The sequence below is a fragment of the Trichormus variabilis 0441 genome, assembly GCF_009856605.1.
In the GTDB taxonomy this organism is placed as follows: Bacteria; Cyanobacteriota; Cyanobacteriia; order Cyanobacteriales; family Nostocaceae; genus Trichormus; species Trichormus variabilis.
The window spans coordinates 4804657-4830572 of sequence record NZ_CP047242.1; the positions used below are offsets into that span (position 1 = coordinate 4804657).

Consider the following 25916-nt stretch of genomic DNA (forward strand, 5'->3'; position numbering starts at 1 on the left):
AAATTCAAAATACCCTTCGGGTTCTCCGCAGGAGTACAAAATTAAAGAACTCTTAGGGAGTGGGGGAGTAGCTGATAACTAATGACTGTTGACTAATGACTAACTTGCTCACTACTACTGAGGTGGGCGATCGCTTGTTTAATCCAGTCTTCTACGTAGGCATCTTTTGGTAAACCAATATCTTCGCTGACTACGTGTAGGGCGTGACTAACTTCATGGGCGGTGTAACCCAGAGCGAATAAAGTCATTTGCACTTCTTCGAGAATGCCGGGGGCTGGGCCTTCGGTAGCGACGAAGAAGCCTGCTGATTTGCGCCACTCGATTAATTTGGCTTTGAGTTCCAAACAAATGCGGTCAGCGATTTTTTTACCCACTCCTGGGGCTTGAATTAAGATTTGGACATTAGCGGCGATGATGGCTTGGACTAAATCGGGTAGTTCCAAAGTGTCCAAGAGGGCGATCGCGCTGGCTGCACCCACGCCACTAACAGACAAGAGGTGGCGGAATAAATCCCGTTCGGCTGGGGAAGAAAAACCATAAAGCAAGGGTATTTCTTCCCGGACTTGGTAATGGGTAAATATTTGCACCAAATCTCCGGTTGTGGGTAATTGCTTTGCTAACCGTTGGGGAATTTGCAAATCATAGCCCATACCATTCACTTCGAGAGTGAGAATGACGCGATTGCTGCCTACGTTTTGAATACCAGCGACTATACCTTTGAGATAGCTAATCATTCTAGGAAACCAAAGAATTGTAAACCTTCAATAATTCCACCTGCACAAAAGTTTTTTGCCAGGTAGCGATGGTCTGCGGGATACTCACTGTGCCACTGAAGCAACTCTGGTCGGGCATTCCCGACGATGATTCCCCTTTCGTTGCCTACAGCGAACAAAGCAATATCATTACCTGAATCACCACAAACAACTGTTCTTTCTGCTGCAAATTCCCACTTTTGACGAAGAAACTGCATTGCCTGACCTTTATCGCTGTTTAATGGTACAATGTCAAGGTCTATACCGCTACTATAAATTAACTTTATATTTAGTTCATATTTCTCTAACTCTGCCTCAAGTTGTGGTATGACCTTAAATGAGGCTTCTTGATGCAGGAAAAAACTGACTTTAAAAGGGCGTTGTTCCGAGTCTGGTTGCAGCACTAATTCAGGAAATTTTTTAGTTACTGATAAGACAATTTCCCGATTCCAACCCTCAGTAAGAATTTCCGACCAGTCAGAGTCAGGGTGACTACTACCATCAAGATAGATTTCCGTACCTACAGACAAAACTAACCCATCAGGTTCTATCAGGTTTTTTTCTACTTGCAGTTCTTTGTAGAGAATAGGCGATCGCCCAGTAGCATAAACTATCTTTGTGCCATATTCTTCACGATGGTGAGTGAGTATCTGGCTTAGTTTTGCCAGGGCTGCATCATTACCTACCAGAGTATGATCCAAATCGGTGACAAAAAGAAATGGCTTCATTATTTTGTTCCCAAATTCATAGGTCAAGCATTCCGAGCTAATTTACCAGATTTTGGTTCCTATGTATTCTCACCAGTGTAGGAGTGTAGGGGTGTAGGGGTGTGAGGGTGTAAAGGTGTGAGGGTTTGAGGGTGTAGGGGTGTGAGGGTGTAGTACAGTTTCTTGATGAAGATGCACTTGATTCTGTACTGTAGAGACGTTACATGCAACGTCTCTACGTCATTCCTAAACCCCTAAACCCCCGTTTTTCCTCGCTAAAATAACACAGAAAAATGCTTTAGGGTCTATATAAGTGCTGAGAAAATCTCGATTTTTTATATTATTTGCACTTACTTTAGTTTGTGTGATGGGCATATATTATATCTGGAATCTTGTCGAGCGATCGCCTGTGGCGAGTTGTAATACCCCCTATGGTTTCATTCAGACAAAAGAGGCTAAATACTATACATTTGCTGAAGAGATATTAGTTCAACCTTGGCGCGGTCAGCATCATGTATATGCTTTATTTCAGATTCCTGACGGCTACCAATATGAGTATTTATTTCGGCTAAAAATCCCAGGAGAATCTACTCAATGTGGGGGATTAATGCCTCTTGATAAAAATATTCTTGCTAGCATTCCCCGTAAGCAAGGTTACTATCCGGTTCGAGGATATTTAAATACACGCATTGCTCTAAATCTGATTATCCAAGGTAAGCTCAATCAGTTAAAGCAACCACAAAACTGGCAGCTTGGTTATGTTAAAAATAACTAGTACCGCAAGGCGGAATTCAAAATTCAAAATTCGTCTTGGAAAGTTTGCTCAACGGGGGGAACCCCCGCACCGCAACTTTCCGCAAAATTCAAAATGAATACAGCGTAAGCGTTTCGTTAGTTTAGGATGGTCTGCTTATTTACGCCGTTCTGTACTAGCATAATGTGGCATAAATCACCCATCTTTTGAAAGAAATTAACACCCTGAGAACAATTTAATTATGAAATACATCTGTTAAATTAACATTCCGGCGATACAAGCGGTAATAAAACCTGCCAACAACCCACCAATCATACTCCTGACACCCATACGGGCTAAATCATGTTGCCGTTGGGGAGCCATCCCTGTCATGCCACCAATCGTAATCCCAATTGAACCGATATTGGCGAAGTTACACAAAGCATAAGTTGTAATAATCACTGCCCTCTCAGATATTTTTCCACTCTTGATTAAGTTTCCCAAATCTACATAAGCCAAAAACTCATTCAAAATTGTTTTCTTACCCAGTAGCGCCCCCACTTGCGCGCAATCGCTCCAAGGTACGCCCATAAAAAACGCTACAGGAGCCATAATGAAAGACAAAATCCACTCTAAAGATAGTTGTGGTAAGCCAATATAAGACCCCAACCATCCAATGAGGGCATTAACAACAGCCAACAACCCCAAAAAAGCAATAATCATTACCCCCACATTCACTGCTAGCTTTACACCATCAATTGCGCCGCTAGCAGCAGCATCAATCACATTGACATAACCTGTCTCGCCTTCCATCTTTGCCTGACCAGTCGTTTCTGATACTTCTGTTTCTGGATAAAGTAATTTGGATACTACCAACGAGGTAGGCGCAGTCATGAAAAAGGCAGCAATTAAATGTTCTGGAGGTATTCCAAAAGACAAGTAAGCCCCCAGAACACCACCAGCAATCGTCGCAAAGCCACCAGTCATCACCGCATGGAGTTCTGATTGAGTCATTTTTGCCACATAAGGTTTTACCATCAGTGCTGATTCTGTCGGCCCCAGAAAAATGTTCCCAGCACAAGACAGAGATTCGGAACCAGAAGTTTTCATTGTCTTCATCATCACCCACGCCAACCCATTGACTACCCTTGGTAAAATGCCGTAATAATACAAGACGTTAATGAAAGCAGAAAAAAAGATAATTGTTGGTAGTACTTGAAAGGCAAAAAAATGATCCTTAAAGTTATCGCCAAAGACAAATTTTGCCCCCACATCTGAGAATGATAAAAAATAGCTGACTGTATCACCCAAAGACCTAAACACATTTAATCCCCAAGGTGTTTTGAGAATTACTAGCGCCAATACAAATTCCAAACCTAAACCCCAGGCTACAGTTCGCCAACGCACTGCATCACGGCGAATAGACATAGCGTAGGATATACCAATGAAAACTAAGATTCCCACAGCAGAAATGGCGCGTTCCATGTGACTTTGCTTTTATACAAACATGGTCAAAAAGTATACATAAGAATTTGCTTTTTTGTGAGGTTTTGGGGGAAATTGAAACGCAGAGGATTGGTTATGGGTGATGAAGTTAAGAGAATAGTAGGTTGGGTGGAGCGATAGCGGAACCCAACAAAGTCTTGAGAATGTTGGGTTCCGTTCCTCCACCCAACCTACACCAGTCTAAGTTGTTGTCTTAACTGTACTGTATTGGGTTATGGGTGATGAAGTGAGATTGAAATGGTGAAGCTGTTGTTATTGAATTTATTGGCAAGTATTATTTTTTATACAAGTATTCCTCTGCCTTATATCAAAGGTTTAGATTTTCAAAAGGTGGCGCGGCTTGTTCCTATGGTGGGGTTAATCATTGGGGTAATTTTAGGGTTACTTGATGGAGGTATGAATTATTTGGGAATGCCCGTATTAACTCGTAGTGCCTTGGTAGTGGCATTGTGGATTTTTATCACTGGGGGGTTACATTTAGATGGGGCGATGGATACGGCTGATGGTTTGGCTGTGGGTGACCCAGAACGGCGTTTGCAAGTGATGGCGGATAGTGCTACAGGTGCATTTGGAGCTATGAGTGCGATCGCTATATTATTACTAAAAACCTCTGCCCTCACAGAGATTGGGGAATACCGTTGGCTAGTATTAATGGCTGCTTGTGGCTGGGGACGTTGGGGACAACAAGTAGCGATCGCCTGTTATCCTTATTTAAAAGCCACTGGTAAAGGAGCATTCCATAAACAAGCTATTCGCTCATACAAAGACTTATTACCCGGATTATGCTTGATGGTTGCAGTCAGTAGCTTATTTTGGCTAGTAAATAACCATCATCTATTAATAACAGTAGTCGGATTAATTACTGGGAGTGCGATCGCTAGTTTAACAGCTGCATGGTTTAATCACAAATTAGGCGGACACACCGGCGACACCTACGGCGCAGTCGTCGAGTGGACAGAGGCTCTATTTCTCTGCGTACTGACCATACTCACATAATGTACCATGTAGGCGATCGTTCTATCTGTGTTTATCTGCGTGCATCTGCGTTTAATTTTATTCCAGTTTATCCCATCATTTTAGCCTTGCCACGCCACTACTTAATATTTACTAGACACAACAAGACTTTTCACCCAGTACCCAGTCCCTAGTCCCCAGTCCCCAGCTATATGATTGAGCGATCGCCAGAATTTGGATAAAGTGATTGATGGGACTATAATTTTGAATTACCCAAAGAGTGGGAATTTTTTAACTGATATTGTCGCCACTTTTCCTGCTGACGCGTTCTTTTATCTTCCGTGAGACTATCAAAACAGTGGGAGCAAGAAATACCTTCTTCATACTGAGGAGATGCCTTATCTTCTTCAGCCAAGGGATGTCCACAACAGAAACATAACTCGTGAGTTCCCGGCTCTAACCCGTGAACTACGGCAATACGTTCATCAAAAACAAAACATTCCCCTTGCCATAAACTTTCCTCTGGCGGGATTTGCTCTAGGTATTTGAGTATACCGCCCTTGAGATGATACACCTCTGCAAAACCTTGAGAAAGCATGAAAGATGAAGCCTTTTCGCAGCGAATACCCCCAGTACAAAACATAGCAACTTTTTTGTGCTGATTCGGGTCGAGGTTTTGGCGGACATATTCCGGGAAGTCTCGAAATGAGTTAGTTTGGGGATTTTGCGCCCCCTGGAAAGTACCGATATGTACTTCGTAATCATTGCGTGTATCAATAACAATCACTTCAGGGTCAGAAATCAACTCATTCCATTCTTCAGGGGTTACATAAGTACCCACCTGTTCATTAGGGTCTACTTCTGGTAAACCTAAGGTAACAATTTCTTTTTTCAGCCGCACTTTCATCCGTTCAAATGGCGGAGTGTCTGCAGTAGATTCTTTATGCTCTAGGTCTTGTAGGCGCAAGTCAGCACGTAGATAAGATAAAACATTATCAATGCTTAGACGCGAACCAGCAATTGTGCCGTTGATTCCTTCTTTAGCTAAGAGAATCGTACCCTTGATATCTTGGGCTAAACAATAAGCCAATAAGGGTACTTGTTTCTCGGTAAAATCCGGCAAACTGACAAATTTATAAAATGCAGCAACGATTTGCGTATTTTCTTGGTTCATCCTTTTGTAAAAAACAGAGTTTTCGATTATGATATTGAAGGTTATAAATTCAATTTTACGGGGGTTTAGCTCAGTTGGTAGAGCGCCTGCTTTGCAAGCAGGATGTCAGCGGTTCGAGTCCGCTAACCTCCATTAACGTAAATTAGGGTATAGGGGTGTAGGGGTATAGGGGAAAGAATAAAACCAAATTCTTCCCTTACACCCTCACACCCTCAAATAACTAACGTTGAAAGACCACCGAAAGGTTATTAGCAGGCATTTGGTAGGTTTTATGCAGTTGGAGATTTTGTTGTTTAGCTGCTGCAATCACGTCTTCCAGGTTGCGTACTCCCCACTCTGGATTTTGGGAACGTAAGGATTCATCGAAGGCGGCGTTACTTGGGGCGGTATGTTCTCCCCCTTGTTTATAAGGCCCGTAAAGATAAAGAATCCCGCCTGGTGGCAAAATCCGCCCCGCACCAGCCAAGAGTCCCAAACAAGCTGACCAAGGGGAAATGTGAATCATATTAATATTAACTATGGCAGCAATGGGGGCATCGTTGAGAATTGCGTCCTTTTCTACTGACCAAATTGGCTGACTAGCATCAAGTTCTACAGGTGGGTAAAGATTATCGCTGGGAAATTGTGCAGTCCAGGCGGTGATACTAGCCCGTAATTCAGGATTTGGGTCAGAGGGTAGCCATTTTCGTGGTTGAAGGCGGGGAGCAAAGAAAATGGCGTGTTCACCTGTACCACTGGCAATTTCTAGAATAGTGCCACTGGCAGGCAAAACTTGTAAAAGCACTTCTAAGATGGGTTCACGGTTGCGTTGTGTTGCTGGTGCATATTTGCGGGGGTCTTGTGGTGTGTTCATCTGGCTGTGTAGAGTAATTCATTATTAAACTAACAGCGATTGGGCTACCCTCCACCGTAGGCGAATGTCACTAGGAGCATCACTTGCCGAAATTAATCAACTCTACCCAACCACCCCTAAAATTTATCCCCCACAGTTTTAACCCCCTCATTCTCAGGTTAATGCAGTGGTTACTACCTCTTGTGTTGCGCTTTCGCACACGCCCTTGGCTCCCGGCTGGTATCGTCAAAATTGAAGCGAAAAATTCTGAGACATTAGCAGAACTTTATCAACAATTCCAAAGTGGGAAAATTCGCTTTTTAATGGCATTTCGCCACCCAGAGGTAGAAGACCCCTTGTGTATGTTGTACTTAATTTCTCGCATTGTTCCACAGGTGGCGCGTCAAAAAGGTATCAGGTTGCAATATCCAGTTCACAGTCATTTTGTCTATGACAGAGGAATGACAATATGGGCTGGAAATTGGTTGGGTTGGTTGTTTTCTCAGTTGGGAGGTGTGCCAATTCGGCGCGGAAGACGGTTAGATAGGCAAGCTATTCAAACAGCAAGGGATTTATTCGCTAACGCTCTATTCCCCATTGCTGTCGCGCCTGAAGGCGGGAATAATGGTCACAGTGGTATAGTCAGCCCTCTGGAACCTGGTGTTTCCCAATTGGGGTTTTGGTGTGTGGAAGACTTGCACAAAGCTAACCGGACTGAAACTGTGGTCATTGTGCCGGTATCTATCCAATATCGTTATGTTACGCCGCCTTGGTCTAAATTAGATGAGTTGTTGAGTAAGTTAGAAGTTGATAGCGGTTTACCAGTGCAATCAGTTGGGGAGTCTGCAATCAATCAACCGGAGATTTACTATCAACGCATTTGTCGCTTGGGTGAATATTTAGTTACAGAGATGGAAGAGTTTTATCGCCGCTTCTATCACCAAGATATCCCCAACACTATAGCCACAGAAGAATCTACCACGCCCAATCAGGTGTTAATTGCCAGACTGCATCGTTTATTAGATAAAGCGTTACAAGTTTCTGAGCAGTATTTTGGTATTCCCGCCCAAGGTAATTTTATCGACCGTTGTCGCCGTTTAGAAGAAGCCAGTTGGAATCGTATATATAGAGAAGATTTACCAGATATCGATAATTTACCTTCCTTCCAACGGGGACTTGCTGACTGGGTAGCCCAAGAAGCAGACTTACGAATACAGCATATGCGTCTGGTAGAAAGTTTTGTGGCTGTGAATGCTACCTATATACAAGAAAAATATAGTGCAGACAGATTTGCCGAGACGGCTTTACTAATGTTTGATATGCTTTCTCGTATACAAGAATCGACTCTACCAGGAAGACCAAGGTTAGGTTTACGGGAGGCGGTAATTAAGGTGGGTGAGCCAATTTCTGTCACGGAACGCTGGGAAAAGGTGCATGATAACCGCCAAGCGGCTAAAAAGGCTGTGAGTAATTTAACTCAAGATTTACAGGTGGCTTTGGAAAATTTGATTGATTAGGGATTGGGGATTGGGGATTGGGTGAAGAAGAAGACGCGATGAATCGCGTCTCTACAAGGTGGTTTATTTTGAATTTTGAATTTTGCGGAAAGTTCTGTAGGCGGGTTTCCCGCCGTAGGAAACTTTTCAAGACGAATTTTGAATTGTTAATCAATGCTTTTGGTTTCCTCCTAGTAACCAGAGGAAATAAGGTGTACCAATTAGGGCGGTGACTAATCCAGAGGGAATTTCTTTGGGAGCTAAAACAACGCGACCAACGGTATCAGCTAAAGTGACTAAAATAGCACCGAAAATTGCCGCTATGGGTACTAGTTGGCGGTGTCGAGAACCTACTAATAAACGTGCAGCGTGGGGAGCAATTAACCCTACAAAGCTAATAGTTCCCACCGTAGAGACAGCAGCAGCAGCTAAAGCAACTGCGATCGCTAATATTACACCACGAGCTTGCTGTAAACGCATCCCCAAAATCTGTGGTAAATCTTCTCCTAAGGCCATCACATCTAATTTACGGGCAAATAACCAGCCCAAAGGCAATAAAATTAAGGGAAAAGCCAGTAATTGCCATACTTCATCCCACTGACGAGCGTAGGTACTCCCAGCTAACCACACCAAGGACTGAGATACTTGTAATTTTGACTTCACCACTAATAGGTTAATTCCCGCCGCGCAAAACGCAGATACCGCTATTCCTATCAACGCTAGTCTCCCTGGTGCTACGCCGTTTTGCCAAGCTGCTAGATAAACTACACCAAAGGCGACGACTGCACCAATAAACGCAGCAATTGGGATAAATGTTACAGGTGTGTTAGGTAGTAACACTAATACAAGTAATGCCCCAAAACCTGCACCTGAAGTAATGCCCATAATTTCCGGCCCAGCCAAGGGATTGCGGACTACTCCCTGTAACAATAAACCACTGATGGCTAAGGCTGCTCCTGCTAATAATGCTACTAGTAAGCGGGGTAGGCGCAAGTATAAGACTATTCTTTCGGTGAGTGCGTCACTATTACCATTGAAGACTTGAGTTAGTTGATGAATATCTAAATGAATATTGCCGAGGGATAACCCTATAAGCAATACCAGTAATAAGCAAGAACAACCAGCTAAAAGTAAAACAGGATACTGGAGGCGGGATTTTATCTGTATTAGTAAAGCATTATTCCCCTCTGTCTTTGTCAACAAACGCGGCGATGAACGCACCAACCAGACTAAAAACGGTGCGCCTAATAAAGCTGTGATACCTCCCGCAGGTAATTCACTAGATATCTGTTGTGCTATGAAGTCAGCCCCTAATAATATGACTGCGCCCCAAATCGCTGCTGATGGTAATAAAATTTGGTGTTGGCGACATCCCATCAATTTGCCTATATGGGGTGCAACTAAACCTACAAAGCCAATTGGCCCGATTACACTCACAGCAACGGAGGCTAAAAATATACCTAGTAGGGTGCTAGATAAGCGTGTCCACTGGACTTTTGAACCCAGGGAACGGGCGACATCTTCACCCATGAGGAGGACATCTAGGGGTTTGGCGATGAGGAAAACTGCGATCGCTCCTAATAATACTCTAGGTGCGGCGTAAATACTTCCCTGCCAGTTGGTTTGTAATAAAGAACCTGCACCCCAAAAAAATAAATCACGGGTTTGGTTTTCGTAGAGTAGTTGTAAAGCAGAGGTGAAGGCGGCTAAGGCGAGGGAAACAGCCATTCCGGAGAGGGTGAGGCGGATGGGGGTAATTTCCTTTCCGGCGATGGCGTATACCAGTAAGGCGGCTAATAAACCACCTGTGAATGCTACCAATAAAGGCGACCAGGCAAATATCTCTGGTGCAAAGATGGTTGTGGCGGTGATGGCTAAATATGCACCTGCGTTGATTCCTAATGTGGCGGGGGAGGCTAGGGGGTTACGGGTAACTGTCTGGAATAGTGCGCCGGCGATTCCTAAAGATGCGCCTGATAAGATACCGATAACAGTGCGGGGTAGTTTGATGTAGAGGAGGATGTCTTCTGGGGTGGTGATGGGGTTGCTGTGGAGGAAGAGGAGGGGGAGGAGGAGGAGGATTGGGGTGAGGAGGGGTTTAAACATGGGGGAATTGAACGCAGAGGGGCGCGGTGAACCAGCGTTGTAGGAGGGTTTCCCTCCGTAGACGACTGGTGAACCCGAAGGGAGGTTAGCGCGGAGGTGCGCGGAGGGATCTTATGTGAGGGTTTTAATGATTTTATCTACTAGGATTTGGGCTGATAGGGGGCCGCCGAATAGCCAGGTATCTGGGGCGATCGCATACAATCTTTTTTGCTGGACGAATTGTAGTTTTTGCCAGACGGGGTTAGTTTCTAGTTGTTGTTTGTAGGGGCTATTGGGGGCGGAAATATAGATGAAGTTGGCGGTTTCGACTTTTGGGAGTGCTTCTACCCACACTGTATTAAAGCCAAAACGGTCGAATTCTCCTTTCCAGGCGTTTTTTAAACCGATTGCTGTGAGGATTTGTGCAGCCATTGAGTTATCGGTAAACAGGCGGATTTGGGGGGCGTTGTCGCTGAATTGTCCGAGGACGAAATCAGGTTTTTGAGTATTTTTGATGCGGGTGGCTACTGTTTGAAATTGGGTTTGCATTTGCTGAAGCACTTTCTCCCCTACATCCCGACGGTTGACGCTTTCGGCAATTTTGCGGAATGTTTGCTGCATCTCATCGAGTTGATTTGAGTTTTCCGCCGAGGGATAGGGGTTAAATATGAGGGTGGGGGCGATCGCAGATAAGGTATCGTAAATAGTCTGGTGTCTTAAATCTACACCTAAAATTAAATCAGGTTTTAATTGGGCGATCGCTTCTAAACTCGGTTCTTGGCGTGTCCCTACATCAACTACACTCTCATCTAGGGATGGTTGCACATTTACATATTTTTTATAACCCTGGATATCTGCAACTCCTACAGGCTGGATTCCCAAAGCTAAAAGGTTTTCTGCATACACCCATTCTAGGGCGACTACTCTGGTTGCAGTTTTACTTGCAGCTTGGGGACGAGGAGAACGATTACAAGCCGCCGTCAAAGCGGAAGCAGTCGCCGCAGTTAAAAAGGTGCGTCTAGTGAATTTGATCATCTTGCTAACTCTCCTTCTGGGATACCTAAATGACAAGGTAAACAAGTCGGATAGCCATTGATGGGATGGGGAATCACGGTCATTTCTACACCAAACACTTGCTGAATGTTGCTGGCTGTCATCACTTCTTGGGGAGTACCTGCGGTGACTATATTTCCTTGTTTGAGCATAATTAGGCGATCGCTATACGCTGCGGCTTGATTCAAATCATGTAACACCCAACCAACAGTAATTCCATGTTCTTGGTTGAGTCGTCGCACTAAGGCTAAAACTTCTATTTGATGGCGGATATCTAGATATGTTGTGGGTTCATCGAGTAATAACACCTGGGTTTGCTGGGCTAACGCCATTGCAATCCAAGCCCTCTGGCGTTCACCTCCCGAAAGGGTATCTACTATCCTATCTGCTAAGGCTTCTAAGCCAGTCACAGCTAACGCCCATTCCATCGCGGCGATATCTTTTTGGGAAAAACCCCCCAATAGATTCTGATGGGGGTAGCGTCCATAACCAATCAATTCCTTGACTGTAATTGCTGATGGAATTTCCGAGAATTGAGGTAGCATTGCTAACTTTCGTGCCAATTGTTTAGTCGGGATTTTGGCAATATTACAACCGTCAATATAAACTGCACCCCGGATTGGTGTTAATAATCTCGCTAGGGTACGCAATACCGTACTTTTACCCGAACCGTTTGGTCCCAGTAAAGCCGTGATTTCGCCTTCCGGGAGGGTGATGGAGAGGTCAGAAACGATAATTCGGTGGTCATAAGCAATTTTCAGATTATGAGTATCAATGGCTACCAATTCCTAGCCTCCCAGAAGTTAATGAGATATTTTAGCAATTATTTTGGTTAGTTTATAAGATTAATGCCAAGAACACAACCCTGGTTACAAATAGCTGTAGAGAATAAGAATCAATAGATTCTCTCACTTATCATCCTGCATCCCTGCATTGAACAGCATGGCATATTTTCGATTTGCAAGTTCCCGATCTCCGCAGTTGGGACAATCCCAGGCTCTGATATCCTGCCCCAATTAATCATAGAAAAGTGTAAAAATCCAACTATCTTTTATTTATAATTATTAATTCATTTTATTCCTTTAAAGGTAAGCATCTTAAATTGAAAACCTGATATTGGGGAATAGGAAATAAGTTTTTATCCTTGCTTTGGTGTTGAGTTATAACTTGATGGGTTTGTTTGATTATCCCTTGGTATTTACCTTTAATTTCTTGATTAGGACTAACAAAATCAACTTCTACCAAAGCCTCGGTTTTATCTTCTGTTAACTCTAAAATCCGACCAAATTTTAAGTATTCATACCAATTCCATTCTTCTTGTAACCAAATTTCTCCTTCTAAAATTTGAGCAAAAGGAGGTAATCCAAAAAAACCACGATAAAAGGGGCGAAGTTGACTAATATCGCCTTTTTGATAGATAATATTAGGTAAAATTTCCCAAGTAAGATGACCCCAGCTACGTCCATAGGGCATATCAATTAAAGTAGGAGCAAATTGATGTCCTCCAAAGTGACTACATCTCCAGATGCGCAGATGAGAACAGGCATAATTTTGACGTAGTTCTTGATAAATAGGATAGCCAAAACGAGCGCAAGCTACATCTACATTACCATGAGTACAAACCATGATTTCTCGAATATGGGAAGTATCCTGGAGGTATTTATCAAAATTTGTCAATAACTGAGGTTGTTTATAAAGAGTAAATATCAGTTCTCCAATCAATTCCCTGGGGAGAATATATTCTCGCTTATCATATTTAGCAAATAATTGAGCAGGTCGGGAATAATGAAAGATTCTTATATTATCTGATGTGGAATACTCGTGATCTGGTGCGATCGCTAATTGCCAAAATTTAATTTTCTGTTGTTGATGAATTTCCTGTATTAAATCTATTGCTGCTTGTGGTATGGGTTGAGGTTTTGCCAACATATTCACATTCCAAGGCTGTTCTATTTCAAACATCAGCCAGGAATCAAAAGGGTAAAGAGTACCTAAAGTATCTTCTCCGTTTTGCTTAGAAACCTCAGAGCAAAAACGGCATTTCATTAGTTCTGGATCATAATTTGTCATCAGCTTGTTTATCTTTTGGTTTGATAAGATTAGAAAATCAAGTTTTAATTTATGTATAATTCTTGTATTTTATTGGGAAATTGTTCTATTGATATCTATTTTTATTAATAAAAATATAGCATTTCTCGGAAATTAATAGCTATCTCATATAAGGCTTGCCTTGTATCTTCAATCACGCGAATCATCCGAATAAAACTATGAATAAAGGATTCATAGTGAAGGATTTTAACTTTGACTTGAAACGATTGTAAATATTGAGCATATAATAGTCCGTCATCTCGTAATGGATCATGTTCTGCGGTAACAATTAAACATGGCGGTAAATTTCTAGCATCTTGAACTTTCAATGGTGACGCATAGTATTCTTCCCCCTGAAGATCATTTTCCAAGTAATGATTCCAAAACCATTTCATTGTTTCCAAAGAAAGACCTTTGGTATAACCTGCTTGATAAGATTGGGTATTAAAACCATATTGAGTAACCGGAGTAATCAAAAGTTGTGCTTCTAGTGAAATATTTCCTTCATCTCTTAATTTAATAGCTGCTACTGCTGCTAAATTAGCTCCAGCACTTTCTCCCCCTACAGCGATTTTTTGTGCATCTCCTCCTAAACTTTGAGAATTTTTATGTACCCATTTAATAGCCTCTAGTGCATCAATAACAGGGATAGGGCATTTATATTCAGGAGCTTGACGATATTGAACAGATACGACAATGCAATTTATATGTTTACATAAGAAAGAACAAGGAGCATCCGCACTATCTAAATTGCCAAATATCCAACCGCCTCCTTGAAAATAAACTAGAATTGGGTACAGTGTTGACTTTTCTTGGATACTGTTTATATTGTCTACTTCATCTCTAGGTGTATAAACCCTAATAGGTATAGATATATCTTCTAACCTTTTAATCCATCGATCTTCTATTGTTACGCCTTCTTCATTAGTCAGATGATATAACTTAATAGCTTCCTGGTAAAAAAATCTGGATGCTTCAGGTTTTAATTCAGATATGGGAGGATGTCCTAACTCATCCATCCTTTTTTTTATTGTCTTGACAAGTTCTAGAATTTCAGGATGAATAGTAGTTTTTGGCTCTTTTACTTGCATGATTTGAATCCACTGTTAAATTTTTTGTCAATACTCAACTTTGGATTTTAGGGAACAGGAAGAAATAAAAACTATCATCAAATTCCCTAAATCCCTTATTTACAGGTGTAATATCAACTATCTAGTGTTACAAAATTCTGTACTAATCTGCTTTAAATCAGATAGCTTCTGAAAAAAATGTTCCCTCTCTAATATCATCAAAGCTGCTTTCTTATGGGGAAGTTTTACTTCGTCATAAATATAAAAACCACATTGCTCTTGGGTAGGAATCACAATTCTATTGCGTGAGTCTGGTTCAATGATTAATCTTTCTGTCTCATAAAGATGAAACACTAAAGCAGATGAACCTCTGAAAATTGGGAATATATATTCTTTTTCAAAGTATTCCCTTTTCCCAATAGCTATGTGACCTCCCATATCAGACTCTTGATAAGGATAGTAATGGCGGATATTATCTTTGATTACTTGATAGATAATTCCATATGAAACAGGTTCACCATCTAAACTACCAATAAAAAGTTTCTTGTGATCTGCCTTGAGGGATTTTTGCAAATATTCCTGAAATTCTGCAAAGGAAATATTTAATTTCCAAAAAGGTATCAAATGCTTTTGCTGCATCCAATCATAAATCATTTCTACATCTTGTTCATAGGACACAGGACGGAAAGAAACTTCTTTGCCATACTCAGGATCAATATATGTAAATATGCAGGAAGATTGAGTCTGATTGACTGGTTTTTTCTGGGAATTTAGATGGACAGATGTAGCTTTTTCGGCAACTAAATACAAAGCATTATTCACCTTACCGAAGGCGGCTGCATGGGGGCGATCGCCATCATCAGCGTAACCGTAAGTAATCAAGCGATTGCGATTCAAGCACAGCTTGGTAAATTGGGGTGCTAGCAAGTTGAATAACTCAAATCTGTCTTGCATTTCGGGGAAGCGGCTTTGATAATTCAAGATTGTCTGTCTTACTTTTGTCCAAAAGGTGTGTTCTGGGTAGTTGTGGTAGTCAGCTAATAAATCAGACAAATAACGATGGTGACAGATAAACAAGCCAGCAAAGATAAATTGACATAATCCTTCTGGTGGTTCAGTCAACAAGACGGCTTTGAGTTGTGGTGTTAAAGTCTCTAATTCTGGTAGGGAATGACGACTGATATTTACATCATCGACAAAATCTTTCATTGCTAACCGATGGGGGACAAAATCCTTCAGTACCAAAATTGTGTTTTCACCGTGGGGGGAGAAAACTACACCGTAGCGGTAGAGGTAATGTAGTAATGGCGGTAAAATTGTGTTAAACAGGCAAGATAACCATTCATCTAAACTGAGTCCAGAACGTTCTACCAGTTGAGAAATAAAGGGTTTACCACTACCATCAATGTGTAATAAGGAAGCTAAAGTAATTGGACGTTCATCAGCTTTGGTATAAACTAAAACACTCTCTCGCCATAGACAGCCCAACATTTCCTTATATTGGTAAGGTGCGCCTGCAAGTTGGCTATAGTATGGATGATCGTAATTGATGCTGGCAATTTCCCCAGGAAGTATTAAGCGACATTCATCTTTTAAGAAAGGATCATTGTCACAAATCGATTTTACATATTCTGTAACCAGTGGGGCAACCTGTGTGCGATCGCCTGGTAAACCACGGTAAACTAGGGTGTTTAAAATGCTCAGAGGTAATTTAACATACCGTTTCTGTGGGTGGCTGATATTGGCAAAGGTGCGAATTGATTGTTGGGGTAAATATTTATCTTGGCTGTAACCAAGGGGAATCATTGCACCCGTGGCGATTTCTTCCACAAACAGAAGGGTAATGATATTCTTCCATTGCCAATCATGGACGGGAAGAAAGTAATAATCGGCGGGGTTGAGATGACGTTGTTCCAAGATGGCGGTAAATTCAGCAAGATTTTCTGCGCCTAATTCTTCTTGGATGAGGGTGACATAATCTAGTCCTGAGATGGCGTTAAATTGGGCGTGTTCACTGCTAACAGCAATCCAAAAGAGGGAGACTGGCTGTTTACTTTCTGGTGCGTGGGCTAGGTAATCATCGTAGCCAAAACCGATGCGTCCTTTGTTGAAGGTTATCCAAGGGTGTCCTTCCATTTCCCCTTCTAAGGAGGGGTAGTCTAAGGTCAGTAAGTCTATATTTTGGGTTTCTTTTTTGGTTTGGATATGTGCGTCGGCTAGTAGGGTGTTGCTGAGTTCTTTGATGAGATGGGCTGTGGTTTCGGCTGTCATTCCTACGGCTGTGTGAATGTCGAGGACGAATTGCAGGGGGTTGAATGCTGGTGAAAATTCTGAGGTTTCTCGTCGTTGGATGGATGTAGGAATGACGCGATAGCTGTCGAATAGGCGTTTTTTGGCTTGGAATTTGTAGGCGATACCTCCGGGGAGGGTGAGGTGGTAGAGGGTGGATTCTGGGGTTTGTTCTATTGTCTCCGGTTTGATGATTTCTTCGTACATGAACTCGGAGAGCATTTTGGCTAGGAGTTTTTGGCTAATTGTTTGCCAGCGTTGGGGTTGGAGGATTTGGGTTAGGTTTTGCATATTTTTGTTTGGGAATTTTCACAGGTTCTGGATAACCCCTCTCCAAACCTCTCTCCGTGTCGGGGAGAGGCTTTGAATTTTCCCCCTTCCCTAGTAGGGAAGGTGTACACACAAGTCTGATCAAACTTGCCCCATAACGTTTTGATCCCCCTAAATCCCCCTTAAAAAGGGGGACTTTGATTCTAGTTCCCTCCTTAAAAAAGGGGGGTTAGGGGGGATCAAGCCACATTTTGCACTCAGCACAAAGATGTGTGTACACCGTAGAGTAGGGAAGGGGGTTAGGGGGTTAGGTTAAGCGTAGATTTTTCCACATAACGTGAAAAATCAGATTTAAGAGAAACAGAGTTAAAATCCTTCTGCTGCCTGCCGCCTGCCGCCTGTCTTCGGAACATAGCGAAAGAATAGGAGGTTTAAGCAACAAATTATGGTGGCGGCGATGAATGGGGAGGCTAGGCTGTGGGTGTTGACTAGCCAGGAGGCTAGGAGGGGTGCGCCTAAGTGTCCGATGTTGGCGAAGGAGATGGCGAGGCTGTAGTTGAAGTGGAGGTGTTTGGCTGTGCTTTGGTTGAATATTTGCAGTTCTAAGGCGGCTTGGGTGACTGCTAGGAAGAAGCCATAAACTATCCTCGCTAGGATCAGTAAGGGTAGGTTAGATGAGAGTCCTTGTAGGCCTAAGCTGACGATGAGTAGGCTTAAACTTGCTAAGTAGATGGTTTGGAGGCGTTCGGGACGACAGGCTTGACGGATGTAGGGTAAGGCAGCGATCACCATTACACTAGGTATCAGAAATAACAAGCTACCAGTGAATAGGTCAACGTTTAATGGTTCGGCGGTAACATACTCTGTGAAGTAGGGACGAACTAGATTATTCGCTAGCTGGAAAGTAAGAATGACTACGCCGATAGTGATGATATAACCCAGTTGGTTAGGTGCTACAAGCTGATTTTCTCCCCTACCCCCATCTCCCTTGCCCCCTGCTCCCTGCCCCCCTGCTTCTTTGGTAGATACACCACGCAATATATAAGCACAGACGGCAAGCTGTAAAAGATCGGCTGCGGCAATCCCGTAGAAAATAATTAAGGGTGTATTTATATTGACCATAAATGCGCCGACGATGGTAGCAATGATGATTGCACTATGAAACACGGCTTGGTATGTGCCGGCGATCGCAGTTCGTTTTTCTTCCCCACCTAGTTGGATAATGAGGGGATACACTAGCAAATAACTGCTTTTGCACAGTAACAGCAGGATGGTGTAAATCAAAAATTGCTCTGCACTGGTGCTTGTACCCATCAAGGCCGTCATGAAGGCTGCACCCAATTGTCCAACAAAAAGTAGGTGTTTGACTTCAAAGCGGCGCGATAACACACCCCACACAGGCGCACACAGCACCACGGTTAACCGACACACAAAAATGTAGTAACCGGTGTAGGCTAAATCTGTCACGCCGAAGACTTTACGGAAAAACTGGGGATAAAAGGGTGACAGTAAAACCTCGTTGAAAATACTCAAGAACACACATAAAAATAATGCGCCTGAGATGAGGGGTAGCCGATGCTTCATGCGACTACACCAAATTGCTGAAAGACGTTACGCTTTTGTACTGGGTAAACGTCGCGTCCTGTTAAGGAGTTGATAATTACAGAGTTGCGGTAACAACCTAACCCCAAATCTGGCGCGCCAATACCGTGGGTGTGTAACTCGGCGTTTTGGACAAAAATCTGATTGGGGATGTCTTGGGTGAGGGAGAGATGATAGTCAAAATTCACCTGGTAACGCCCATGTTCATCCCATTGCAGCAAATCGCGGATATCTGCCATAAAGTTAGGGATGGTGTGATGATAGCCGGTTGCTAAGATAATGCGATCGCTATGGTGAATAAATGGTTGATTCTGATGAGAATGGCGATAGGTGAGACGATAACCGTTAGCCGTGGGTTCTACTTCTTTAACTTCTACCCCAGACAGTAATCTAACATCAGGATAATTATCGGCGACGGAACGCTCGTAAAGCAAATCATAGATTTTGGCTATGGTATGAAAGCTAATTCCCTTATACAGCAACCCTTGTTTAGTTAATAGTTCGTCTCGCTGTTCTGGGCGTAAATTGTAGAAATAATGGATGTAATCGGGTGAGAAATGTTCTAATCCCAATTTGGAATATTCCATTGGGAAAAAACCAGAGGAACGGGTATGCCATTCTAGGTGATAATTATAGTTTTCTTGCTCTTGTAATAGTTCATAAAACACCTCGGCTGCACTTTGTCCAGAACCGATGACTGTAATTGATTTTGCTTGGCGACAACTGACTTTTTGAGGGATAAATTGGGACGAGTGAAAAATATTTTCTGAGACTACATCACGGAAACAAAGCGGTATGTAAGGGACAGTACCCACACCTAAAACCAAATTGCGACAACGGTAGATAAAGTTAATACCAGAAACTATAAATTCCTGCGCTTTTTCATCCCAATCAATACTTTTAACTTGTTCGCCAAAGTAACAATTAGGTAATTGTTTGGCTACCCATCGACAGTAATCATTGTATTCTCGTCTGGGAATATGAAATTCTTCCCAAAAGTAAAAATTATAGAGACGTGATTTAGCTTTTAGGTAACTAAGAAAGCTGAATTTACTGCTAGGTTCAGCCATTGTCACCAAATCTGCTAAAAATGGTACTTGAATTGTCGTCCCTTCCAGTAATAACCCTGGATGCCATTGAAATTCAGGCTTTTGTTCCAGAAATAAAGACTTAATTTCTGTCACAGGTTCTAGCAGTGCAGCCAAACCTAAATTAAAAGGCCCAAGACCAATACCAATCAAGTCATAAACACAATTTATCATGCTTTCCATCTCTCAAAAAATAACTGGCGATCGCAAAACATCAAAGCCCCAAATTTATCCGGCAATTCAATCTCCTTCTGAAACTCAAAACCACACTTTTCAAAAACATGAATCATTTTTTGATTACGAATATCTGGTTCGGCAATAATCTTTTGAGTTGCTGTATTTTCAAATTGAAAAAATACCATCGCCCGCAACAATGGCAAAGCATAACCTTTACCCAAAAATTTGGTTTCCCCAATTAACAAATGAATACCTTGATCTGTCGCCTCTGCTGAATAATGTCGAGCCACAATATCATCAATTGTCCAGTATGACTCCCAATAACTCATCGGTTCATCATCCAAACAACCAATATAAAGAGTTTGATGTTTATCCGCTAAAGCCTTTTGTAAATGCTCCCGCATCCGTTCCAAATCAAATCCTAAATTCCAAAAAGGAATCACATGAGGTTGATTCATCCACTCATGAATTAGATTTAAATCCTCCTCCAAAACCACCGGACGAAAAGCAATAGTTTTATTGATAGTAGAATCAAACCGTACATAACTGTAATTAATCGTACTAACCGACATAAACTTAAGCCTCAAATTCCTCTCATAAACTCTCTGCGTTACTTTGCGTAAACCCCTGCGCCCCTCTGCGTTTACATCAAAGGATTATCAACAGCAACATAGACAGACTGTGTAGAAACTGGCCCCACAAGTTCATCCAGATTATGAAACCGTGTAAGCAGATTAGCCTTACAAAGCAATTGTGACTGAGAAAGTAAATTATTCACTAAAGAATGTTCAGAATATTTGCCTAAGATGTTTCGCAACTCCCCTAAGAGTAATTTCTCATCTATCAATCCCGCTACACCAAAAGCATTAATTAGCCCGAATAAATTATTAAAGAACAAGTAGTAAGTAAGCCGTTCATCAATAACCTCATCATCACATATTGTTTCACTTTTTTGACTAATCCCCGGCAAAATATGATCTAACAATTGATGACAAGAACGACGGTAATAATAACCTTGATTGTCCCGATAAAAAAACCTCTCAGGATAGCCATCTTTTAACTGCACTACACTATTTTGTTGATGGGCTTCTAATCCTATACCGTAAGTGAAATATAACCAGAGAATTGGCTCTAAGTAAATCTGTAAATAACGGTTGCACCAATCCAAACTCACCGCCTCAGTCGAACGGTTTTCTTGTTGTGCTAGTTCCTCAATAATCCGTGCTAATCGTGAACCGTTACCCAAAATAGAGTCTTGACACAAAGCTACTACACAAGTTGCATCCGTCAGGGGATTATTTAAAAACGGATTTTCTCTCAGAATTGTTGAGAAACCATCAACAGCAACACCATCAATTTTTAAAGTGATATAAGCAGGATCAGTGATGATTTGGAAATCAGGAAAACGTTGATATAGTCGTTGCCCGATTTCACTAGTTAAAATTTGATGTACTTCTAAACTCCGTTCTAACTCCTTATATAAATTAGTGCGGACAGAGTTAGTAATTTTGATATTCAGCGACAATTTTAACATAAATGCCGCATCTGGATGATAGACAGTGCGAATTGAAGATGTAGGTTGATATGCTCGACCAACCAAACCTAAATCTTGCAATATTTCTTGCTTAATCAATTGTTGAATTTGTGGCTGTTGTAATAAGTAATTAGCTTGCCAAGGATGTATGGGTAACAAAGCATAATCATCTTCATCACAATAAGTATTTTTGAATTGATAATCAACATTTTCGTCAGCCAATAATTCTGATTTAATCAGTGTTGTTGCTGTCTGTGATAGCTGCGAACCTTCCAGTACCATCGACTGATGAACGCGGAAGTAATGCAGAGGAAAACTACCTTTTAATTCTGGCGAATAAATTGACAATTCATGGTCAGCAAAACCTTGCCGACTTTTAGGAGTGGGGTGTAAATGGTGTCCAAAAACTAAAGCTTGTTCAGATGCGATGAAATTACTGTTAAAAGTATAAAGTTTTTCTACATCTTGTTGCCGTTGCCGAACAAAATTTTCAACATGATTACAGCTTTGAATCACACGCAAAATCAGTTCATCTTGATGGCTATTGCTACCACCAGTCAAGGCTAATTCTTTAGTAATGAGCGTTGCTAGAGTCAGGTAATCAAGTTCAAGTAAATTACCTTGATCTACTTGATAATAAAGGGGAAAAGTAAATAAATGCCTGCCTGTCTGTGAATAATATCTTATACCAATTAATAGCCTGATATTTTGATGTGTTAACTGACAACAAAACAACGATTTTGTATTTGTATTTTGGAAAACTTCTAAAATATCAGCGTCTTTTGTCGCGGTGGTGATGATTTCACCCGTGTTGGTTTCGCGTAGATAGCAATTCAAAAAGCTGTGAATTGTTGCTTGTTCGGCAATTTCTTTGTCAGTGCGATGTTGCGCCAGCACTGAGATTGGTTTGGCAATTGTGTATGGTGTCATGTCTAGTGTATGGTTTGAGTGAAAGTTATTTAATGTTGGGGAGTGAGGAGAGTTGTTCGCTCTCCCTCTCTCCTATTTTTTTGCTCACGCAGAGACACAGAGAGAATGAGATTTTTGAGGTTAGAGGCTTAACCCTTCTTGACTCTCCTGTGGGTGAAATAAATGCTTCTCACCTATCGTTGTGATAGAGTTGAGGACTTCTTGAATATCCGCGATCGCCGTCTGAGGATTAAGTAAGGTAAACTTCAGATAGGTAAGTTGACCAATTTTGGTCTGTGCGATGACTGCAATACCTTGTTGCAGTAAGCTCATGCGAATGTGGCTATTGATTTGATTTGCCCAAGTTGTACTATCTAGGTGTGCTGGTGTTTCACTAGGAAGATAACGAAAAACGACAGCGTTAATGGTAGGATTGTTTGCCAACTCTAATGCAGGTTCAGCGTCAATTAAATTGGCGGTTTCCTTGGCTAGTTCAATTGTTGTATCAATCATGTCTGCAAATTGTCTCCTCCCCAGGGTGCGGAGAGAAACAAACAATTTGAGCGCATCGAATCGCTTGGTGGTTTGTATGGACTTAGTTACTAAGTCGGGAATGCTGGCTATTTCGTTGGTTTCAGGGTTGAGATAATCAGCGTGTAGCTTAATTAAATCAAAGTTTTGATGCTGTTTAACTAGAAAAGCACCGCAGCTAATTGGCTGGTAAAACAGTTTATGGAAATCGACTGTAATCGAGTCAGCCAATGCAATACCATCTAGTTTATCTCGATGGCGATCGCTCATCACCAACGCACCACCAAAAGCCGCATCCACATGAAACCACAATCCATACTTCTCAGCACAGGCGGCTAGTTCTGGTAATTTATCAATACTACCAAAATCCGTAGTTCCCGCAGTCGCAACTAACGCAATAGGTAACAAATCCTGTTGCTGCAATTGTTCTAACTTCTGTTCCACATCCGCAGCACAAAGCTGATAATCACTATCAGTCTCTACTGCTACTACAGCTTGTTGTCCCAAACCGAGTAAAGAAGCAGCTTGGCTAATGGTGAAATGAGCCACTTGAGAACAGAGAATCCGAAAACGTTGAGCTTCTGGTGGTAATCCTTGCTGCTGCACACACCAATTTAACTGACGATGTGCGTAAGCATCCCGCGCTAGCAGCAACCCCATAAAATTCGATTGCGTACCACCACTGGTAAATATACCATCAGCACCCGCATCATAACCAAAACTTGCACACAGCCAATTTACTACTTGCTGTTCCAAAACAGTAGCAGCCGGACTTTGATCCCAAGAATCCAGAGATTGATTAGTCCCACTAATCAACACCTCAGCCGCCACAGCAGGTAATAACGGTGGACAATGTAAATGAGCCATACAAGTAGGATGAGTCACCACCACCGAATGCTTGATAATCTTCTCACCCACCTCCGCCAAAACCTGACGCAAACCCACCCCCTCATCAGGACACACAGCGATATCTGCAATAGTCCTACTTAACTCCTGGGGACTCCTACCACTATAAGGCTTCCCCTGAGTAGCAAAACAATCAATTAACACCTCCCCAGCACAAGCGATCGCCTCCCGCAAACTCCCTCCTGCAACAAACAACTCATCAAACTTCTTTCTTTGCGTCTTAGCGCCACCCTGCGGGAACGGCAAAGCCGAACTGCGTGAAATAATTACCATTAAGATACCTGCGAAAGAACCGATAAAACCTGCTTCTCAGCCGCCTGAACCGCCGAAGCAAAAATCTCACAAATACTATCAATTTGCGCCGGAGTCACAATCAAAGGCGGTAAAAAGCGCACCACACTACCAAATCTACCCCCCAACTCCACAATCAAACCCCGCCGCAAACACTCAGCCTGGATACGACTAGCTAACTGCGGATGTGCAGGATACTTCCCACGGCGATCAGCCGATGCTTGGGGATTAATAATCTCCACACCAACCATCAAACCCCGTCCCCGCACTTCCCCAATACAATAGGTTTCCCCTTGAATTTGGTGTAGATGTTTTAACAAGCGATCGCCCATCGCCGCCGCGTGTTCAGTCAAGGAATTTTCCAGAATATACTGTAGTGTTGCTGTTCCCGCCGCCATCGCCATTTGATTCCCTCGGAATGTCCCAGCGTGTGCGCCTGGACTCCATTTATCAAGTTCCTTGTTGTATAAGACCACCGATAAAGGTAAACTTCCACCAATAGCTTTAGAAAGTAACAATACATCTGGCATAATTCCCGAATGCTCAAAAGCGTAGAGTTTACCAGTCCTTCCCAAGCCTGTTTGAATCTCATCAACGATTAACGGAATGTGGCGATCGCGCGTAATCCGGCGCATCTCTCGCAACCAATCATCAGGCGCAGGAATCACCCCACCTTCCCCTTGCACAACTTCCAAAATCATCGCCGCCGGTGTAACAATCCCACTTTCAGGATCATCCAAAATCGATTCTATATAGCGGCTACTGGTGCGCTGTCCAGCTTCCCCACCCAAACCGAAGGGACAACGATAATGATAGGGATAAGGCAAAAAGTGGACATCTGGCATTAACCCAGTCACCGCTTGTTTAGGATTGAGATTCCCTGTTAAACTCAGCGCACCATGAGTCATCCCATGATAACCACCATGAAATGACAACACACTACGGTTGCCAGTAGCAGTTTTTACCAGTTTAATCGCCGCCTCTACTGCATCTGCTCCCGAAGGCCCACAAAACTGAATCTTGACATTCTGAGCAAATTCAGGAGGTAAACTAGCAAACAGTTCTTCGACAAACTTATCTTTAACTGGAGTGGTTAAATCTAGCGTATGCAAAGGTAAACCCCCATCTAGCACCTTTCGCATTGCTTCTATCGCTACTGGGTGATTGTGTCCTAATGCTAAAGTACCTGCACCAGCCAAACAATCAATATATACATTGCCATCGGCATCTTTGATATAGATACCCTGAGCCTCACTAATGGCGATCGGAATTCGCCGGGGATAGCTTCTAGCGTTGGACTCTCGTGCTTGCTGGCGCTCTAAATATTGGCTGGATGCCTCACCAGGTAAAGAATGCACGCGATTACTAGGAAAATCAGACCCTACACTACTCTGCGATGGACATATCTGCGGTACCACGAAAGAGTGGCCTTCAGAGTGTACGCCATTGTGATTGAGTTGCATTGTGAAAATCCTCTAGGCGTTGAGCCTTAATGGTAAGTGGGAGCAGAATACTTGATAATTATTTTCATTAATTTTCCACCTGCTCAACATAGTACATGAACCTTAATGAAAAAGTCTACTAACAACTTGATAAAAATTCGAGAAATTTTTGATTGATTAAGTGTTCTTATCTAAAGTGGGTTGCATTATCATCCTAATGAAATTCGCACCTAAATCACGCTTATAAAGATATATATGGGCTATCAATGATAACAGGACTTACGCACCAAGATTGTCTGTTGAGACTGGGTGTAGGGGGGTAAGGGTATAGGAGTGTAAGGATTTTGGACACATACACCCCTACACCCCTACACCCTTACCAAAAGCCTTGATATTTCGTCCTCATGCGTAAGTCCTAGATAATTTC

Annotated in this window: 20 protein-coding genes and 1 tRNA gene; 4 read left to right on the forward strand and 17 right to left on the reverse strand. The window is 42.4% G+C overall.

Features of this window, described 5'->3' with window-relative positions:
- Positions 1-92 precede the first annotated feature (92 nt).
- Complete coding sequence (gene ruvA / locus GSQ19_RS19815) at positions 93-734, reverse strand: Holliday junction branch migration protein RuvA (RefSeq protein WP_011319573.1); 642 nt, start codon at positions 732-734, stop codon at positions 93-95.
- Positions 731-1480, reverse strand: a complete 750-nt coding sequence (locus GSQ19_RS19820; protein ID WP_011319574.1) for a sucrose-phosphate phosphatase — start codon at positions 1478-1480, stop codon at positions 731-733. The genes ruvA and GSQ19_RS19820 overlap by 4 nt, the downstream gene beginning before the upstream one ends.
- Positions 1481-1826: 346 nt before the next feature.
- Here GSQ19_RS19820 and GSQ19_RS19825 point away from each other — a divergent pair, with 346 nt between their 5' ends.
- Positions 1827-2234: a hypothetical protein gene (locus GSQ19_RS19825; RefSeq protein WP_011319575.1), complete on the forward strand. Its 408-nt coding sequence runs from the start codon at positions 1827-1829 to the stop codon at positions 2232-2234.
- Between the two features lie 234 nt (positions 2235-2468).
- On the opposite strand, the gene GSQ19_RS19830 is transcribed toward GSQ19_RS19825, so the two are convergent.
- Positions 2469-3677: a NupC/NupG family nucleoside CNT transporter gene (locus GSQ19_RS19830; RefSeq protein WP_011319576.1), complete on the reverse strand. Its 1209-nt coding sequence runs from the start codon at positions 3675-3677 to the stop codon at positions 2469-2471.
- 258 nt (positions 3678-3935) lie between these two features.
- Here GSQ19_RS19830 and cobS point away from each other — a divergent pair, with 258 nt between their 5' ends.
- The gene (gene cobS, locus GSQ19_RS19835) at positions 3936-4694 is read left to right on the forward strand and encodes an adenosylcobinamide-GDP ribazoletransferase (RefSeq protein WP_011319577.1); all 759 of its coding nucleotides are present in this window, start codon (positions 3936-3938) and stop codon (positions 4692-4694) included.
- 214 nt (positions 4695-4908) lie between these two features.
- Here cobS and trhO read toward each other — a convergent pair whose 3' ends face one another.
- On the reverse strand, positions 4909-5826 hold the full coding sequence (gene trhO / locus GSQ19_RS19840; RefSeq protein ID WP_011319578.1) for an oxygen-dependent tRNA uridine(34) hydroxylase TrhO: 918 nt from the start codon (positions 5824-5826) through the stop codon (positions 4909-4911).
- Between the two features lie 59 nt (positions 5827-5885).
- Here trhO and GSQ19_RS19845 point away from each other — a divergent pair.
- Positions 5886-5958, forward strand: a tRNA-Ala gene (locus GSQ19_RS19845).
- A gap of 88 nt (positions 5959-6046) precedes the next feature.
- On the opposite strand, the gene GSQ19_RS19850 is transcribed toward GSQ19_RS19845, so the two are convergent.
- A complete protein-coding gene (locus tag GSQ19_RS19850) occupies positions 6047-6679 on the reverse strand; it encodes a class I SAM-dependent methyltransferase (protein WP_011319579.1) in 633 nt (210 codons plus the stop codon).
- 83 nt (positions 6680-6762) lie between these two features.
- On the opposite strand from GSQ19_RS19850, the gene GSQ19_RS19855 reads away from it, so the two are divergent.
- Entirely contained in the window at positions 6763-8175 is a 1413-nt protein-coding gene (locus tag GSQ19_RS19855) for a 1-acyl-sn-glycerol-3-phosphate acyltransferase (protein WP_011319580.1), read from the forward strand.
- 150 nt (positions 8176-8325) lie between these two features.
- On the opposite strand, the gene fhuB is transcribed toward GSQ19_RS19855, so the two are convergent.
- From fhuB to GSQ19_RS19915, 12 genes are all read right to left on the reverse strand, one after another.
- A complete protein-coding gene (gene fhuB, locus GSQ19_RS19860) occupies positions 8326-10260 on the reverse strand; it encodes a Fe(3+)-hydroxamate ABC transporter permease FhuB (protein WP_011319581.1) in 1935 nt (644 codons plus the stop codon).
- Positions 10261-10371: 111 nt separating this feature from the next.
- The gene (locus GSQ19_RS19865; RefSeq protein WP_011319582.1) at positions 10372-11274 is read right to left on the reverse strand and encodes an ABC transporter substrate-binding protein; all 903 of its coding nucleotides are present in this window, start codon (positions 11272-11274) and stop codon (positions 10372-10374) included.
- Positions 11271-12077: an ABC transporter ATP-binding protein gene (locus GSQ19_RS19870; RefSeq protein WP_011319583.1), complete on the reverse strand. Its 807-nt coding sequence runs from the start codon at positions 12075-12077 to the stop codon at positions 11271-11273. The genes GSQ19_RS19865 and GSQ19_RS19870 overlap by 4 nt, the downstream gene beginning before the upstream one ends.
- Before the next feature lie 289 nt (positions 12078-12366).
- Positions 12367-13362, reverse strand: coding sequence for a ferredoxin family protein (locus GSQ19_RS19875; protein WP_011319584.1), 996 nt, complete (start codon positions 13360-13362; stop codon positions 12367-12369).
- Between the two features lie 104 nt (positions 13363-13466).
- Positions 13467-14471, reverse strand: a complete 1005-nt coding sequence (locus GSQ19_RS19880) for an alpha/beta hydrolase (protein WP_011319585.1) — start codon at positions 14469-14471, stop codon at positions 13467-13469.
- 117 nt (positions 14472-14588) lie between these two features.
- Positions 14589-17030 (reverse strand): GNAT family N-acetyltransferase, encoded by a 2442-nt coding sequence (locus GSQ19_RS19885; protein ID WP_011319586.1) that lies wholly within the window; start codon positions 17028-17030, stop codon positions 14589-14591.
- A gap of 345 nt (positions 17031-17375) precedes the next feature.
- Positions 17376-18593, reverse strand: coding sequence for an MFS transporter (locus tag GSQ19_RS19890; RefSeq protein WP_011319587.1), 1218 nt, complete (start codon positions 18591-18593; stop codon positions 17376-17378).
- Positions 18590-19873: a lysine N(6)-hydroxylase/L-ornithine N(5)-oxygenase family protein gene (locus GSQ19_RS19895; RefSeq protein ID WP_011319588.1), complete on the reverse strand. Its 1284-nt coding sequence runs from the start codon at positions 19871-19873 to the stop codon at positions 18590-18592. Before GSQ19_RS19895 ends, GSQ19_RS19890 begins: the two co-directional genes overlap by 4 nt.
- Complete coding sequence (locus GSQ19_RS19900) at positions 19870-20448, reverse strand: GNAT family N-acetyltransferase (protein ID WP_011319589.1); 579 nt, start codon at positions 20446-20448, stop codon at positions 19870-19872. Before GSQ19_RS19900 ends, GSQ19_RS19895 begins: the two co-directional genes overlap by 4 nt.
- 71 nt (positions 20449-20519) lie before the next feature.
- Positions 20520-22340, reverse strand: coding sequence for an IucA/IucC family protein (locus GSQ19_RS19905; protein ID WP_011319590.1), 1821 nt, complete (start codon positions 22338-22340; stop codon positions 20520-20522).
- A 120-nt stretch (positions 22341-22460) separates the two neighbouring features.
- Entirely contained in the window at positions 22461-24029 is a 1569-nt protein-coding gene (locus GSQ19_RS19910; protein ID WP_011319591.1) for a pyridoxal phosphate-dependent decarboxylase family protein, read from the reverse strand.
- Complete coding sequence (locus GSQ19_RS19915; RefSeq protein ID WP_011319592.1) at positions 24029-25510, reverse strand: aspartate aminotransferase family protein; 1482 nt, start codon at positions 25508-25510, stop codon at positions 24029-24031. Before GSQ19_RS19915 ends, GSQ19_RS19910 begins: the two co-directional genes overlap by 1 nt.
- Positions 25511-25916 lie beyond the last annotated feature (406 nt).

Excerpts from the sequence above, each read along its gene's own strand:
- ruvA (WP_011319573.1), bottom strand. The coding sequence starts at position 734 with ATGATTAGCTATCTCAAAGGTATAGTCGCTGGTATTCAAAACGTAGGC.
- GSQ19_RS19820 (WP_011319574.1), bottom strand. The coding sequence starts at position 1,480 with ATGAAGCCATTTCTTTTTGTCACCGATTTGGATCATACTCTGGTAGGT.
- GSQ19_RS19825 (WP_011319575.1), top strand. The coding sequence starts at position 1,827 with ATGGGCATATATTATATCTGGAATCTTGTCGAGCGATCGCCTGTGGCG.
- GSQ19_RS19830 (WP_011319576.1), bottom strand. The coding sequence starts at position 3,677 with ATGGAACGCGCCATTTCTGCTGTGGGAATCTTAGTTTTCATTGGTATA.
- cobS (WP_011319577.1), top strand. The coding sequence starts at position 3,936 with ATGGTGAAGCTGTTGTTATTGAATTTATTGGCAAGTATTATTTTTTAT.
- trhO (WP_011319578.1), bottom strand. The coding sequence starts at position 5,826 with ATGAACCAAGAAAATACGCAAATCGTTGCTGCATTTTATAAATTTGTC.
- GSQ19_RS19850 (WP_011319579.1), bottom strand. The coding sequence starts at position 6,679 with ATGAACACACCACAAGACCCCCGCAAATATGCACCAGCAACACAACGC.
- fhuB (WP_011319581.1), bottom strand. The coding sequence starts at position 10,260 with ATGTTTAAACCCCTCCTCACCCCAATCCTCCTCCTCCTCCCCCTCCTC.
- GSQ19_RS19865 (WP_011319582.1), bottom strand. The coding sequence starts at position 11,274 with ATGATCAAATTCACTAGACGCACCTTTTTAACTGCGGCGACTGCTTCC.
- GSQ19_RS19875 (WP_011319584.1), bottom strand. The coding sequence starts at position 13,362 with ATGACAAATTATGATCCAGAACTAATGAAATGCCGTTTTTGCTCTGAG.
- GSQ19_RS19880 (WP_011319585.1), bottom strand. The coding sequence starts at position 14,471 with ATGCAAGTAAAAGAGCCAAAAACTACTATTCATCCTGAAATTCTAGAA.
- GSQ19_RS19885 (WP_011319586.1), bottom strand. The coding sequence starts at position 17,030 with ATGCAAAACCTAACCCAAATCCTCCAACCCCAACGCTGGCAAACAATT.
- GSQ19_RS19890 (WP_011319587.1), bottom strand. The coding sequence starts at position 18,593 with ATGAAGCATCGGCTACCCCTCATCTCAGGCGCATTATTTTTATGTGTG.
- GSQ19_RS19895 (WP_011319588.1), bottom strand. The coding sequence starts at position 19,873 with ATGATAAATTGTGTTTATGACTTGATTGGTATTGGTCTTGGGCCTTTT.
- GSQ19_RS19900 (WP_011319589.1), bottom strand. The coding sequence starts at position 20,448 with ATGTCGGTTAGTACGATTAATTACAGTTATGTACGGTTTGATTCTACT.
- GSQ19_RS19905 (WP_011319590.1), bottom strand. The coding sequence starts at position 22,340 with ATGACACCATACACAATTGCCAAACCAATCTCAGTGCTGGCGCAACAT.
- GSQ19_RS19910 (WP_011319591.1), bottom strand. The coding sequence starts at position 24,029 with ATGGTAATTATTTCACGCAGTTCGGCTTTGCCGTTCCCGCAGGGTGGC.
- GSQ19_RS19915 (WP_011319592.1), bottom strand. The coding sequence starts at position 25,510 with ATGCAACTCAATCACAATGGCGTACACTCTGAAGGCCACTCTTTCGTG.